Raw genomic sequence first — 13,671 nt, forward strand, 5'->3', positions numbered from 1 at the left:
CCTTCGAGACGCGCCTTACAGGTGCTCCTCAGGATGAGGACTGCTTTTGTCCTGCATGCTGAACGCAGCCTTTTGCGGCGGCAACGTCAGGCTTTCATGCGCACCACCCAAGTTCCCTCATCCTGAGGAGCGCGCGCAGCGCGCGTCTCGAAGGGAGGGGACGGTCATTAGCGCAGCAGTCCCACGCCCGTCATGGCCGGGCTTGACCCGGCCATCCACGCCGGCACGTTGCGCAAATGCTTGCGAGATGCGGGCAATGGTTGCCGCGTGGATGCCCGCGACAAGCGCGGGCATGACGCCGAGAGATGCGGCGTTAATCTGCATGGATGCCCGGCACAAGGCCGGGCATGACGCTGAGGGCTCGTGGCCGTACTCGCTAGCGGTGAGACGCAATATTTCAGAACTTCGAATACCGTGTTAGATTGACTTCATGCGGCTCACGACCTTCACCGACTTTGGCCTGCGCGCCCTCATCCTCCTCGCCGATCGCAATCCGCAAGTGATGAGCGCGGCGGCCATCGCCGATCATTTCGACGTTTCGCGCCACCATATGGCGAAAGTGCTGCAGGAGCTCGCCGCCGCCGGATATGTCGAAGGCATCCGCGGCGCGCAGGGCGGCGTTCGACTGGCGCGCGATCCGCGCGACATCCGAATCGGCGAGGTGGTCCGCAGGCTTGACGACCAGCCGCTGGTCGAATGTTTCAGCTCGGAAGGCAGCAACTGCGCGCTTTTGCCACGCTGCCGACTGAAGGGCATGTTAGCGCGCGCCGAACAGGGATTTATGCGCGAACTTGATCGCTACACCCTGCACGACTGCCTCGAAAAATCCGCAAGCTTTCCCCTCGCCGACCTCTCCGCCTGAACATGCGCCGCGAACATCGCTCGTCACGGCTTGACTTCCGACCTTTTTAATACGCATTCTAAATACCTATTAAGGGAGCCAGGAGGGAGCGACATGTTCTGTTATCAATGCGAGCAGACCTACCGATCTGACGAAGGCGCCGGTTGCGCGGGCGCCAAAGGCATGTGCGGCAAGGACGCGACAACCGCCGATCTGCAGGACATTCTGCTCTATGTCTGCGAGGGCGTCGGCCAATATCTGCATCGCGCGCGCCAGCTTGGCGCGACGGACATCGAAGCCGACCGCTTCATCCTCTTCGCCTTCTTCACGACCCTCACCAACGTCAATTTCAATGCGGCGAAATTTGTCGAGTTGATTCAGCAGGCGTCGCAAATTCGCGATCGCGCCAAGGCGCTTTACGAAGACGCCGCGCGCGCCGCCGGCAAGACGCCCGAACGTCTCTCCGGCCCCGCCGCTTTCGCGCCTGCCAGCGACATGGCCGGACTTTCCGCACAAGCCTCGGAAGCGGCAGTGCGCAAAGACGCGGCGATCCTCGGCGAGGACGCGGTCGGCGCCCGCGCGCTCATTCTTTATGGCCTGAAGGGCGTCTGCGCCTATGCGCATCACGCGCGCGTTTTGGGCGAAGAGCGCGACGCAATCTATGCGACGGTCGAACATGCGCTCGATATGCTGGCGCGCGAAGAGCGTGACGTCGCGACGCTGCTCGATGAAGCGCTGGCGCTCGGCCGCGCCAACTTTCTCGCGATGGAGGCGCTCGACGCAGCGAACACCGGCGCCTTTGGCGCGCCGTCGCCGACGAATGTGCGTGTGACCCCGGTCAAGGGAAAAGCGATCCTTGTCTCCGGCCATGATCTGAAGGATCTGCACGCCATCCTCGAAGCGACCAAGGACAAGGGGATCAACGTCTATACGCATGGCGAAATGCTGCCGGCGCATTCCTATCCGAGGCTCAAGGCCTATCCGCATCTCGCCGGCAATTACGGCGGCGCCTGGCAGGATCAGCAGAAGGAATTCGCCGAATTCCCCGGCCCGATCGTCATGACCTCAAACTGCCTCATCGAGCCGCAGCCGCGTTATCGCGGACGCATTTTTACGGCAGGGCCGGTCGGTTGGGCGGGCGTGCGCCACATCGCCGACGAGAATTTCGCGATTGTCGCGCAGGCGGCGCAGGCGCTGCCCGGCTTTACTGAAGACGCGCCGGAGAAGACCATCATCATCGGCTTTGGGCGTGAGGCCGTGCTTGGCGTCGCCGACAAGGTGATCGACGCCGTGAAGAGCGGCGCCATCCGCCACTTTTTCCTCGTCGGCGGCTGCGACGGCGCCGCGCCGGGCCGCAACTACTACAGCGATTTCGCCGACGAAGCGCCGAAGGATACCGTGATCCTGACGCTCGGCTGCGGCAAATATCGCTTCAACAAGCATGACTTCGGCACGATCGGCGGGCTGCCGCGTCTTCTCGACATGGGCCAGTGCAACGACGCCTATTCGGCGCTCGTTGTTGCGACAAAACTGGCGGAGGCCTTCGGCGTCGGCGTCAATGAACTGCCTCTGTCGCTCATTGTCTCCTGGTTCGAGCAGAAGGCGGCGGCCGTTCTTCTGACGCTGCTCGCGCTCGGCGTGCGCAATGTGCGCATCGGCCCGACGCTGCCAGCCTTTCTCACGCCCGCGCTCGTTGACGTGCTGGTGGAGAAGTTCGGCGTCCAGCCGATCGGCGACGCCAAATCCGACATCGCAGCTTCGCTTGCCCGCGCCGCCTAGCCATCATGCAGCGGACGCCCACCTCGGGCGTCCGCCCTTCGCCGGAATCCGCCATGTACAAGGTCAGCCTTCTCACGCGCGACGGCGCGACGATCGCCTTCGACGCCGATCCCTCCGACACGCTACTGGACGCCGCCGAACGCGCGAGCATTTATCTCCCCTCCTCCTGCCGGGAGGGCGGCTGCGGCGCATGCCGCGTCGCTCGCGCAAGCGGAGAGGTCGAACTCATGTCCTACAGCTGCGCAGCGCTGAGCGAAGATGAGCGCATGGCGGGCGACATATTGCTGTGCCGCGCGCAGGCGCGCAGCGATCTCGCTTTGCGAGCGCCCTTCGACGAAGCGGCGGTCGGCTTTGCGCCTGTGCCCGAACGGCGCGCGACGCTTGTGGCGATTGAACCAGCAGGCTCGGGCGCCATGCGCCTGCTGCTTCAATATGAAGACGATCCGACGTTCGGACTTGCGGCGCAGTTTACTGCCGGCCAATTCATCGAACTCACGCTTCCCGACGGCTCGGCAAAGCGTTCCTATTCGCTCGCCAATACGCCCAATTGGGACGGAACGCTCGAGCTGTTCATCCGCCTTCAGCCGCACGGCGCCTTTTCGAATTATCTTCGTGATCGCGCCGCCGTCGGCGACACACTGCTTGTCCGCGGTCCGCAGGGACAGTTCACCCTCGACGAGTCGAGCGCCGCGCCGCGCTGGTTCGTCGTCGGCGGCACGGGCCTCGCGCCGGCGCTTTCGATGCTGCGGCAAATGGCGGAATTCGCCGATCAGCGCCCTTGCCGGCTGTTCTTCGGGGTCAATAAAGTCGACGAGCTTTTCGCGCTCGACGTGATCGAGGAGATCAAGGCGGCATTGCCGCAACTCGTCGTAACGCTCTGCGTGTGGAAGCCGGAACAGGAATGGCGCGAGTTCGTCGGCACGCCGGTCGAAGCGCTTGCGCAGGCGCTGTCGAGCGCAACCGAGCCGCCCGACATTTACGTCTGTGGCCCGCCGGCGCTCATCGCCGCGGCCGAGGAGGCTGGCCGATCCGCCGGCGTCCCGCATGATCGTATCTTCAGCGAGAAGTTCACGGCGGCGTGAGGGGGAGCTCTGACCGCTAATGCCTCCGCGTCATGGCCGGGCTTGTCCGGCCATCCACGCCGGGACATTGCGCCAATGCTGAAAGTCCTGCGCAGCGGCGCCGCGTGGATGCCCGCGTCAAGCGCGGGCATGACGCTGAAAGGTAACGTCCTGACGATAGCCGCTGCCGTGCAAGGTTGAGGCGCCGCTACCGTGGCGGCCAAGCCGTCGCCATTTTGACCCATTTCTTTCAAACAATGGGCCGGCGCAATGGGCCGCTGTGCGAAAGTCGCGCCTCACGTCCCCAGCCGGATTGCCGCCAACTCCGTATCCTGCGAACCGGCCTCTGACGAAGAAAACCATCGAGGGCGGTCCAAGAGAGGGTCACAAATGTTTCCAGCGCGCCGATTCGCTGCATTCTTGCCTGTCGCAAGCGCCTTTTTTGCCTTTCTTTTTCCCTTCTCAAACGCCCAGGCTCAAGATTCGCCCTGCGAGGAATCGGCTGAGGTCGCGGTTATAACCTCGCCCGAATCGCCTTGGGCAGGCGCGCCCTTGCGCATTCTCGTCGCTGCGGAAAAGCCGCTCGACGGCGAGCTTTCGCTGATTGCGCCTGATGGACGGGTCGCGGCCAGATCGCGCGGACAGCGTGGCGGACCGCCGTATGTCTGGTTCGCCGAGGTTGCGTCGCCGGCCGCCGGCGCGTGGCGCGCCACGCTAGACACGTCTTCGTTCACTTGCGGCGTGATTACCAAGGACATCGCCGTGAGCGCGCGCAAATCGTCCGCCTCGCACGCGGCGGAAGGCAGCGTCTGGCGGGTGCACAATTCATGGAACCGCGCGACTGAAAATTTGTATTCGGCGTGGATCGCCAAACTTTTTGACGCGCCGCTCGAAGCGGAGCAGTCGTGGAAGACATGGCACGAGGTGCTGCGCAATCCCTCGCGCAATGTCCTGTTCAATCATCTCGGCGCGGGCGAAGACAGCCTCACCCTATCGCTGAAGCCCGACTGCGCCGATTTCGTCTACTTCTTACGCGCCTATTTCGCCTACAAGATGGGGCTGCCTTTCGCCTATTCGAATTGCTCGCGCGGGGCCGGCGGCGCGCCGCCGCGATGCAATGAGCGATTCGATATACTGCATCCCCAACTGACCCGACCCGCGCCGCCGCCCGAACAAGCCGTGGCGTCGGCCGCCGCTCCTCCGGCCCCTACCCGCATAGCGGCTCCTCCCACGAACTTTTTACAGCAGCTATTTGCACAGCCTCAGCAGGTTCAGCCGGCCGCAGCGCCGACGACTGCGCCGGTCGCCCCTGCGAAACCGCCTGCCCCGAAGCGGCCGGCGGGCGTCGCCGGATATTTGCGGGCCGTGGGCGACGTCGTTCATTCCGGTTCGGTGCGAGCGTCGGCAAACAGCGACAAGTCCGACTTTTATACGATTCCATTGACGCAGGAGACGCTGCGTCCCGGAACCGCCTACGCTGATCCGTACGGGCACGTCATGATGCTGGTGCAACGCGTCCCGCAGACGGCGGACGCCGCGGGCGTGTTTCTTGCCGTTGACGCCGAGCCGGATGGCACCGTCACCCGCAAGCGGTTCTGGCGCGGCAATTTCCTTTTCGCGAACGGAGCTTCCCTCGGCAGCCCGGGCTTCAAGCGCTTCCGGCCGATCGTTCGGGAGAACGGCGGGTTGCGGGCGCTCACCAATGCCGAGATCGCGAAGAACCCGGATTACGGCGATTTCTCCCTGGAGCAGTCGCAGTTCGGCGCCGAGGAATTCTACGATCGCATGGATGAGGTGATGTCGCCTGAGCCGCTCGATCCGACGCGCGCGATGATGGCGGCCATCACGGCGCTTGAGGAGCAGGTGAAGACGCGCGCGACGGCGGTCGAAAACGGTCGAAAGTTCCAGAACGGCGGGCGCGGCGAGGCGTCGATGCCGGACGGTCCGGCGATCTTCGCGACCAGCGGCGCATGGGAGGACTTCTCGACGCCGGCGCGCGATCTCCGCCTGCTGATCGCAATCGATGTGGTGCGCGGATTTCCAGATCGTGTCGCGCGGCGCAGCGATCGCTACGCCATGCCGTTTGGCAGAGGTCCGGCGGGCGTTCAGGCCCAACTGCAAAGCGCGCTGGCGAGCGAACTCGCGGCCCGCACCTTTTCCTATACGCGCAGCGACGGCTCCGCCTGGACGCTCTCGCTGAAAGACGTCATGGACCGCGCGACGGACCTTGAGATGGGCTACAATCCCAATGACTGCGTCGAACTGCGGTGGGGCGCTTCGGACGGGAGCGCCGAGGCGGCGACGTGCGGCCGGCGCGCGCCGGCCGCCCAACGCGCGAAGATGACGGACTATCGCAACTGGTTCCGCGAACGCCACTGGCCGCATGCATAGCGGGAGGGCAACGGCAGTCCGGTAGGATCGATCACGTTGTCCGTGAGTAAACGCGCGCGAAACATCGGCGGGAGAGTTCGGCGCGCCCGCCTTGCGCCAGATTTCGAAAGTTTAATCGGCCGCGTTCGCGCTTGGGGCTTGGCGGCGTTTTGCGCCGGGGCCATATCTTCCTGCGCCGCGCCTTCGAGGGCGGCAACGATGGAGAACCCTATGTCACCGGAAGAACGCCAACTCATCGCTGGACTGTTCGAGCGCACCAAGAGCGCCGCCTCGACGCCGCGCGACCAGGCGGCGGAGGCTTTCATCAGCGAACAGATCAAGGCTCAGCCGGCGGCGCCCTATCTCCTGGCGCAGACCGTGATCGTGCAGGATCAGGCGCTGCAAGGCGCCAATGCGCGCATCGAGGAGCTCGAGGCGCGTGTGCAGGAGCTTGAGTCGAAGCCCGCCGGCGGTTTCCTTGGCGGCCTGTTCGGCGGTGGTCCCCGCCCGGAGCCGCCGCGTCCTCCTCAGCAGGCCCGTCCGAGCGGACCTTGGGGCGGCGCCCAGCAGGGCGGCATGAATCCCGTGGCCGGCGGCTACGCGCCGCAGGGCTGGGGCCAGCAGCAGCCGCCTGCGCCTGAAAGCGGCGGATTTCTGAAGGGCGCGCTCGGCGCCGCCGCGGGCGTCGCGGGCGGCGTGCTGCTCGCCGACGGCATCCGCAGCCTGTTCTCGCATGGCGCCGGCTATGGCGGGATGGGAAATCTCGGCATCGGCTCCGGCTTTACGCCGGCCGGCGGCGACACGGTGATCAACAACTATTACGGCGACCAGTCGGGCGCCACCGACGCCGGCTATGACTCCGGCGACGACCATGCAGGAGGGGTGGAGGACGCCGACTATGGCTCCGACCCCGGCTTCGATGACGGCGGTGGCTTCGACAGCGGCGGCGACGGCGGCTTTGACGTCTGATGAAATTTGGCTCCCGGCCCCGCAAGGGCCGGGAGTTCTTGTATCTGGCGCCCTGTGCGCCAGCGCACCGCGACTCCCCGAGCGGCGTTCTAGGGTCCGATCATCCGCTGATCGAGCGGACGGACCACGGGGAACTCGCCATGAACCGTTCGATGAACAACACGACGAACCGCACGACCAAGACCAGCTTCGCTTCGCGACCGATTCGCATCGCGCTGGCCATGAAGATCGCCTTCGCGATCCTCGCCGCCAATGTCAGCTTCGCGGCCGCCAAGGCGCTCCTCGTCAAGGCGCCCGACTCGCAGCCTGCTCGCGTCGCCGCCGATGCCTCGTCGGTGCGGCCTTTCATCCTCCCCATCGACTGGCAGGAGTCGACCGCCGTCGCGCAGTCAGATCCGACGCAGAATTGCCATGGCGTCACCGTCGAGACGGACGAGGGCTATGGCGTGCGCGGACAGACGATCCGTTTCGTTTGCCGCAAGGCCTTGTAAGAGGCTCACAGGAGTTCGAGCATGTTTCGCGTTTCGCTCCTCCCGCAGGCCGCTCCTTTCGTCATCGCAGGCGCCCTGCTCGCCGCCCCGGCCATGGCGCAAATGTCGAGCGCGCCAAACGAGGCGCCCGACTCGCCGGCCGCCGCCGAGCGCAGGGCGAGGCCGGCGCTAGAGCGCGAGAATTCCGACCGGCAGACGGCCGACGCGCCGCGGGAAGCCGATGAGCAGCAGCAGACCGATGAGCGCCAGGAGCTCGAAAAGCAGCAGGGAGCCGACGCGCCGCAAGGCGTCGATGAACAGCAGAGGGTCGATGAGCGGCAAGCGACCGATGCGCGCGAAAGCCTCGCGCGCGCGCTGCGCGACTGGTCGAACGAGGAGCCCAGCGTCGACCGAAGCGTCCAGCGTGCGGAAATCGCCGCTTATTACAAGAACCGCGATTATGCGCCGATCTGGCGCGATGCGGACGGCTTCACCAAATCGGCGAAAAGCGCGCTGGACACTCTGCGCGACGCCGGCCGCGACGGCCTGCGCGTAAAGGCTCCTGCGCAAGAGTCGTCCTGGAGCGCCGCGGCCGAACTGGCGCTATCGGAGGCCGTCGCCGATTATGCAGCGCAAGCGAGCGGCGCCCGGGTCAATCCCGCAACGATTTCGCCTGACATCGAGGAGCGGCCGTCTGTCGTAAAGTCGCCCCAAGCGCTCGACGCCGTCGCCGAGGCTGGAGACGAGGCCGGCGCGCGGCTTGCCGCCTTCAATCCGCCGCACCCGGCCTATGCCGCCTTGCGCGAGAAACTCGCCGAACTGCGCGCCGCGCGCGGCCATCCGCGCCGCGAGGCCGCTGCGTCTCACGAGTCGGACGCCAAGCCCATCACTAACTTCGCGTCGCTGCCCGAAGCCAAGGCGAAGCGCGTCGAGGCGGAGATCATCGCCAATATGGAGCGGTGGCGTTGGGAGCCGCGCGAAATGGGCGCGACGCGCCTTGAAGTCAATATTCCGCAATTCGAGACGACATTCACGCGCGACAATCACATTGTGTTTCGCGCGCGCGTCGTCGTCGGGAAGAAGACGTCGCCAACGCCGGTGTTTTCCGACGTGATGCCATATATCATCATCAATCCGACCTGGACCGTTCCGGAGTCGATCATCGAGAAGGAGCTGGAGCCCAAAACCGGCGGCAAGCTCTCCAAGCTTCGAAAGCGCGGATATAAGGTAACCTTTCGAAATGGCCGTGCGATCGTTCAGCAGGAGCCCGGTGAGAAGAACGCGCTTGGCCGGCTCAAATTCGTATTTCCGAACGATCTCTTGATTTACATGCACGACACGCCGCAGAAGAAACTCTTCGCCCGCGCCAAGCGCGCATACAGTCACGGATGCGTACGTGTCCAGAATCCGTTCAAGCTCGCGGAAGAAGTCATCGGGCGTCCTGACTATGACGAAAAGCGCCTGAAGGCTCTGATCGGCAAGAAGGAGCACCGCATCAATCTGGCGAAGCCCATTCCGGTGCACATCGAATATTTCACGGCCGTGGTCAACGACGCGGGCGCGCTGAAGCTTTACGACGACATCTACGGCTATTCGGCGAAGGTGCGCTCGGCGCTCGCTTTGTAACTACGCGGACGAGGCGAGCCGCGCCACCTGCAGGCGCAATTCCTCCTGCGCGCGTGCGAGATTTTGATGCGCCCGTGCGGACCAGAGCTTGCGCGTCTCGTCGCGTCGGTAGAGCGCGTCTCCATGCGCGGCGAATGTGTCGATCATCTGGAGCCGCCCAAGGCAAAAGAGCGGCTCGGGCACCCAGGCGTATTCGAAACGAAGCCGCGCCAGATTTTGCTCGAACTCGGACCAGGACGCGCCGAGCGAGGAAAGATCGAGGTCGAGGAAGAGGTCCAGATCGCGCGAAAAGCCGGGATAATGCTCAGCCGGAGCGCGCGCGTTGAGGTGATTCGCTGTCGCCATGATCAGATCATGGATGGCCCGCGCATCTGTTTCGTCGAATTTCGAATGACGTTCGAAGAGCGTCGCGCTCGCGCGCACATTTTCGGCGTCGGGACGAAGCAGACCGTCGGGCTCGCGAGTCACATAGACAGCGTCATGCCAGAAGATTGCAGCGGCGATCAGATCGGGCCGGACGGCGAGCGCCTTCAAGGAGTCGAGCTTCGTCAGCAGATCAACGATATGGCGCCAGTCATGATACCCGCGTTGCGGTTCGCGATAGGCGGCGTCGATGACCGAAAAAGCATCCGCGTCGTGACGCCCTGCGATCAGGGCCCAATAATTCTGCACCGGATTTGAGATCATGCGCGAGTAGCGATCATAAGAGAAACCCATAATACGTGCGGCTACACGGCTGGGCAGCAGTCGCGCTCGGACGAAGACGTCACTTGCTCGAAAGATTCCATACCGAAGACCAGTTATCCTGCGACCCTTCCCTGGCGAGACCGCGATACCGCTGCTCCAAGACGACATAGAGCGCGGGCCAGGGCTCGGGAACCGATCGCGCCAACGCCGAGGCGCCCTCGGCGGCGGCCTCGAATCGGCCCGACTCATATTCCTGGCGCATGAGGTCGTGCGACTTGCGCCAGCGCACATACGAGTCCGAGACCGCCATGCTGCGGTCGCCGGCGAGGGCGAAAACCCTTGTCGGTTCGCTCTTTCCGACGACGCGGACACGCCCAAGATCAAGCCAGGAGAAGTCGGGCGCGGCGTCGCGCACCGCGCCAGAGGCCACAATGTCCGTCTGAAAGGCCTTGCTCGCCCCTTCGAGCCGCGACGCGAGATTAACCGTGTCGCCGAGAATCGAATAATCGAAGCGGCGGATGGATCCCATGTTGCCGACGCTGCAAGGCCCGAGATTGAGGCCAAGCCCCATCGCCGCGGGCTGCGCATCATTGCCCGACGACGCAGCGGCCTCGGCGCGCCTTTTGTTGAGGCTGACGAGAGCCTCGCGCATCGTCAGGGCGGCCCGAACGGCCTTGCGCGGATGGTCCTCGATGTCGAGCGGCGCGTTCCAGAAGGCGAGCACCGCGTCGCCCATATATTTGTCGATCGTGCCCTCCTCTTCGAGGATGGCGTCGGTCATCGGGGTCAAATATTCATTCATGAACTGCGTGAGTTCGCGCGCGCTCAAACCTTCCGAAATCCCCGAGAAATTGCGCAGATCGGAAAACAGCACGGTCAATTCGCGCGTCTCGCCGCCGAGCACCAGCCGCTCCGGATGTTCGGCGAGGCGATCCACGACGGCCGGCGCGACGAATTTGCCGAAAGCCTGACGCACGTGGCGGCGCGCGGACGTTTCGGCCCGCCAGAGCGTCACTGCGCCGACGAGATAGCCGCCAATGATCGCGAGACTCGGATAAGAGGGATCGAGCAGTACGCCGTGGCGATCGAACAGATAAAAGGCGCCGGCGAATAGCCCCGCGACGGCGAGCGGCGCCGCCGCCGCCGAGACAAGCGGCGGCGCGACGAAGAGCAGGCTCATGATCAGCAAAAACGCGAAGGCGGCGACGACGAACTCCAGTCCGGGCGCCCAGTCCGGTCGCGCGAGCAGAGAACCCGAGGCGATCGATTCGACGATTTGCGCGTGTACGTCGACGCCGGGAACGACCGGCTCCAAAGGCGTCGCGCGGACGTCGCCGAGACCCGTCGCCAACGCGCCGACGAAGATGATGCGCCCCTCGATTTCCTCGCGCGCAACGCGGCCCTCGAGCACGTCCTTGGCTGAAATGTCTCGCACTGCGTCGCTATGCGAATAGCGTGGCCGGACCTCTGCGTTCGGGCCGGTCGCAATTTCGAAGGCCCCGACCTTGATCGCGTTGACGCCCGTCTGCTTGCCGAAAGCCGTTTGTCCGCTGGCGTTTGAAGACCGAATGATGATGGCCGACTCGCCCTGGGCGATGCGCAGGGCTTCGAGCGCCAGGGAGGGCATCAGAACGTCGCCGGCGCGCGTCACCAGCGGCACCCGACGAACGATCTGGTCGTGATCGGGCAGCCAGTTTGTCGCGCCGAGCCCTCGCGCCGCTTCCGCAAGCTTTCGTTCCGGGCCGACCGCGCCGGCGAATGCGGCGAGAAACGGGGCGGGATCGTCGCCGGCGGTGACGAGTCCCGACTTCGCCAACAGCGGCGCGGAAACGGCGTCAGTCAGCGTGACTCCAAGCGCGGCGGGCGCCTTCGAGAGCGCCTGAGCTAAGATTTGATCGCCGCTCGGCGCTTTTGCGACGAGCTTCGACACCTCGGCGCGGGCGCGCGGGTCAGGAATCGCCTCGATGAGCTGGGACGCTCCGGCGCGATCCGCCTCCGCGAAGATAAAGTCGAATGCAATGGACGCCGCGCCGAGCTCGCGCAGTCGGTCAAGAAGTTCGGCGAGCCGGGCGCGCGGCCAAGGCCATTGCCCATAGGCGCTGAGACTTTTCTCGTCGACGCCCACGACCCGCGTCGGCGCCTCGGGATCATAGGCGCGAGGAGCCAGACGTTGAAACGTGTCGAAGACGAAGTTGCGAAGGTCGTCGAGCGCCCGGGGCTGAATGACGCCCCAGGGAAAAATGAGAGCCGCAGCAACGATAAGCGCAAGAAGATAGGCGCGGCGCCGCTTCAACATCTCCACCTCGCATGACGGTCACGCCGCCACCGTGGCGATCGGCGAGGCTGGCGACGCCGCAGAACTAGTCGCCCGGACCTTCAATCGCAACAGGCCCGCCTCCGTGACCGCTGCTTCCATGACCGCTGCTTCCGTGGCTCCCTTGGCCGCCGCCGCTACCGTGGCCGCCCCCCGAGCCGCCGCTCCCGAAGAGGCCTCCACCGCCGCCTTCGCCGCCGTAACCACCCTCGCCTCCGCCGTACTGTCCGCCCTCGCCGCCTTCATAGCCGCCGCCATGACTTCCTTCGCCGTGGCCGCCCTGACCATGACCGCCACCGTATCCGCCGCCGTGGCCGCCTTCGCCGTGGCCGCCCTCTCCGCCGTGGCCGCCATGTCCACCCTCGCCATGACCGCCATGACCGCCCTCGCCGTGGCCGCCATGACCGCCCTCGCCGTGGCCGCCATGACCGCCCTCGCCGTGGCCGCCATGACCGCCCTCGCCGTGGCCGCCATGACCGCCCTCGCCGTGGCCGCCATGACCGCCCTCGCCGTGGCCGCCATGACCGCCCTCGCCGTGGCCGCCATGACCGCCCTCGCCGTGGCCGCCATGACCGCCCTCGCCGTGGCCGCCATGACCGCCCTCGCCGTGGCCGCCATGACCGCCCTCGCCGTGGCCGCCATGACCGCCCTCGCCGTGGCCGCCATGACCGCCGTGGCCGCCCTCGTGACCACCGTGATCATGTCCGCCGTGGCCGCCGTGATCTTGATCGTCGTGGTGGCCGTCGTTTCCGCCGTCGCGCGCTGGCGTCGGCAGCGGAGCAGGCTGATTGTCGACATTGGCGCGGCTCTGCACCAGCGCATTGCCGAACCAAACCGGACCCAGCGCGTCGAGCCCCGGCGGACTGACGACGTCCGGCGGACGGTCGTTGCCGAGCGCAAGGTTCGCCTCTTCGTTTGTCGGCTCGCGCTTGGCGCCGCCACGTTGCGTTTTGCCGCTCTCCAACGCGGCGATGATTTCCGCGATCGTCTCAGGCGGCACGAGGAAAGGCTCCGACACCGGCCCGCCGCTCGGCGCGCAAACGCCATAGCCCGGGCGCGTGAGCGCTTGGCCGCCAACGTCGATGAAGCCATATTGGTGCACGATGAGCGTGCCGCACGAGCCGCCAATACGAACCAGCGCCGTCCCGCCGCGCACGCCGATCGACGCCGTCGGGGTCCGCAGCCGTGTCCCGCCTTCGTGGCTGACGCCGCCTCCGACAAAGCGCATGACGCCCTTCGCCATCGACACGCCCTGCTGACCGCCTCCGCCCCGCGAATAGACGAAGTCGTCAACGGTGACGGCGCTGTTGCGTCCGACGGTCATCGTCGATGTGTCGTTAAAGACGATCTGGGCGCTGCCGTACGGACTCGTTTCGATGCGTTCGCGCCGCTGCACGCCAAGACCGACCGACAGCGAGCGCTTCGCTGCGCCTGGCGGCGTGCCGTGCGCCGTCTGATTGACCGCGCCGACATTCCCGACGTTATCTGCGAGCACGGGGCCTGCGACGAGCGCGAGAGCTGTTGTGGCGGCCGCGGAGAACTTCTTCATTTATC

The 13,671-nt window shown here is 65.6% G+C and carries 10 protein-coding genes; 7 read left to right on the forward strand and 3 right to left on the reverse strand.

What is annotated here, in order from left to right; genetic code table 11:
* The first annotated feature begins 430 nt into the window (after nucleotides 1-430).
* The 7 genes from IYW40_RS07535 (at nucleotide 431) to IYW40_RS07565 (ending at nucleotide 9,116) form a co-directional block, all read left to right on the forward strand.
* Nucleotides 431-862 (forward strand): Rrf2 family transcriptional regulator, encoded by a 432-nt coding sequence (locus IYW40_RS07535; RefSeq protein WP_196400083.1) that lies wholly within the window; start codon nucleotides 431-433, stop codon nucleotides 860-862.
* A 93-nt stretch (nucleotides 863-955) separates the two neighbouring features.
* Nucleotides 956-2,620, forward strand: coding sequence for a hydroxylamine reductase (gene hcp / locus IYW40_RS07540; RefSeq protein ID WP_196400084.1), 1,665 nt, complete (start codon nucleotides 956-958; stop codon nucleotides 2,618-2,620).
* A 53-nt stretch (nucleotides 2,621-2,673) separates the two neighbouring features.
* Nucleotides 2,674-3,702 (forward strand): 2Fe-2S iron-sulfur cluster binding domain-containing protein, encoded by a 1,029-nt coding sequence (locus tag IYW40_RS07545; protein ID WP_196400085.1) that lies wholly within the window; start codon nucleotides 2,674-2,676, stop codon nucleotides 3,700-3,702.
* 369 nt (nucleotides 3,703-4,071) lie between these two features.
* On the forward strand, nucleotides 4,072-6,072 hold the full coding sequence (locus IYW40_RS07550) for a hypothetical protein (RefSeq protein ID WP_196400086.1): 2,001 nt from the start codon (nucleotides 4,072-4,074) through the stop codon (nucleotides 6,070-6,072).
* A 210-nt stretch (nucleotides 6,073-6,282) separates the two neighbouring features.
* Complete coding sequence (locus tag IYW40_RS07555; protein ID WP_196400087.1) at nucleotides 6,283-7,020, forward strand: DUF2076 domain-containing protein; 738 nt, start codon at nucleotides 6,283-6,285, stop codon at nucleotides 7,018-7,020.
* Between the two features lie 140 nt (nucleotides 7,021-7,160).
* The gene (locus IYW40_RS07560) at nucleotides 7,161-7,511 is read left to right on the forward strand and encodes a hypothetical protein (RefSeq protein WP_196400088.1); all 351 of its coding nucleotides are present in this window, start codon (nucleotides 7,161-7,163) and stop codon (nucleotides 7,509-7,511) included.
* Nucleotides 7,512-7,532: 21 nt separating this feature from the next.
* Nucleotides 7,533-9,116 (forward strand): L,D-transpeptidase family protein, encoded by a 1,584-nt coding sequence (locus tag IYW40_RS07565; protein ID WP_196400089.1) that lies wholly within the window; start codon nucleotides 7,533-7,535, stop codon nucleotides 9,114-9,116.
* On the opposite strand, the gene IYW40_RS07570 is transcribed toward IYW40_RS07565, so the two are convergent.
* From IYW40_RS07570 to IYW40_RS22060, 3 genes are all read right to left on the reverse strand, one after another.
* Nucleotides 9,117-9,833, reverse strand: coding sequence for a hypothetical protein (locus tag IYW40_RS07570; RefSeq protein WP_196400090.1), 717 nt, complete (start codon nucleotides 9,831-9,833; stop codon nucleotides 9,117-9,119).
* A 49-nt stretch (nucleotides 9,834-9,882) separates the two neighbouring features.
* Nucleotides 9,883-12,099 carry an adenylate/guanylate cyclase domain-containing protein gene (locus IYW40_RS07575; protein ID WP_196400091.1) on the reverse strand — a complete coding sequence of 739 codons (2,217 nt, stop codon included), beginning with the start codon at nucleotides 12,097-12,099 and terminating at the stop codon, nucleotides 9,883-9,885.
* Between the two features lie 64 nt (nucleotides 12,100-12,163).
* Entirely contained in the window at nucleotides 12,164-13,666 is a 1,503-nt protein-coding gene (locus IYW40_RS22060) for a FecR family protein (RefSeq protein WP_196400092.1), read from the reverse strand.
* Nucleotides 13,667-13,671 lie beyond the last annotated feature (5 nt).

The sequence above is a fragment of the Methylocystis sp. H4A genome (assembly GCF_015709545.1).
Lineage (GTDB): Bacteria > Pseudomonadota > Alphaproteobacteria > Rhizobiales > Beijerinckiaceae > Methylocystis > Methylocystis silviterrae.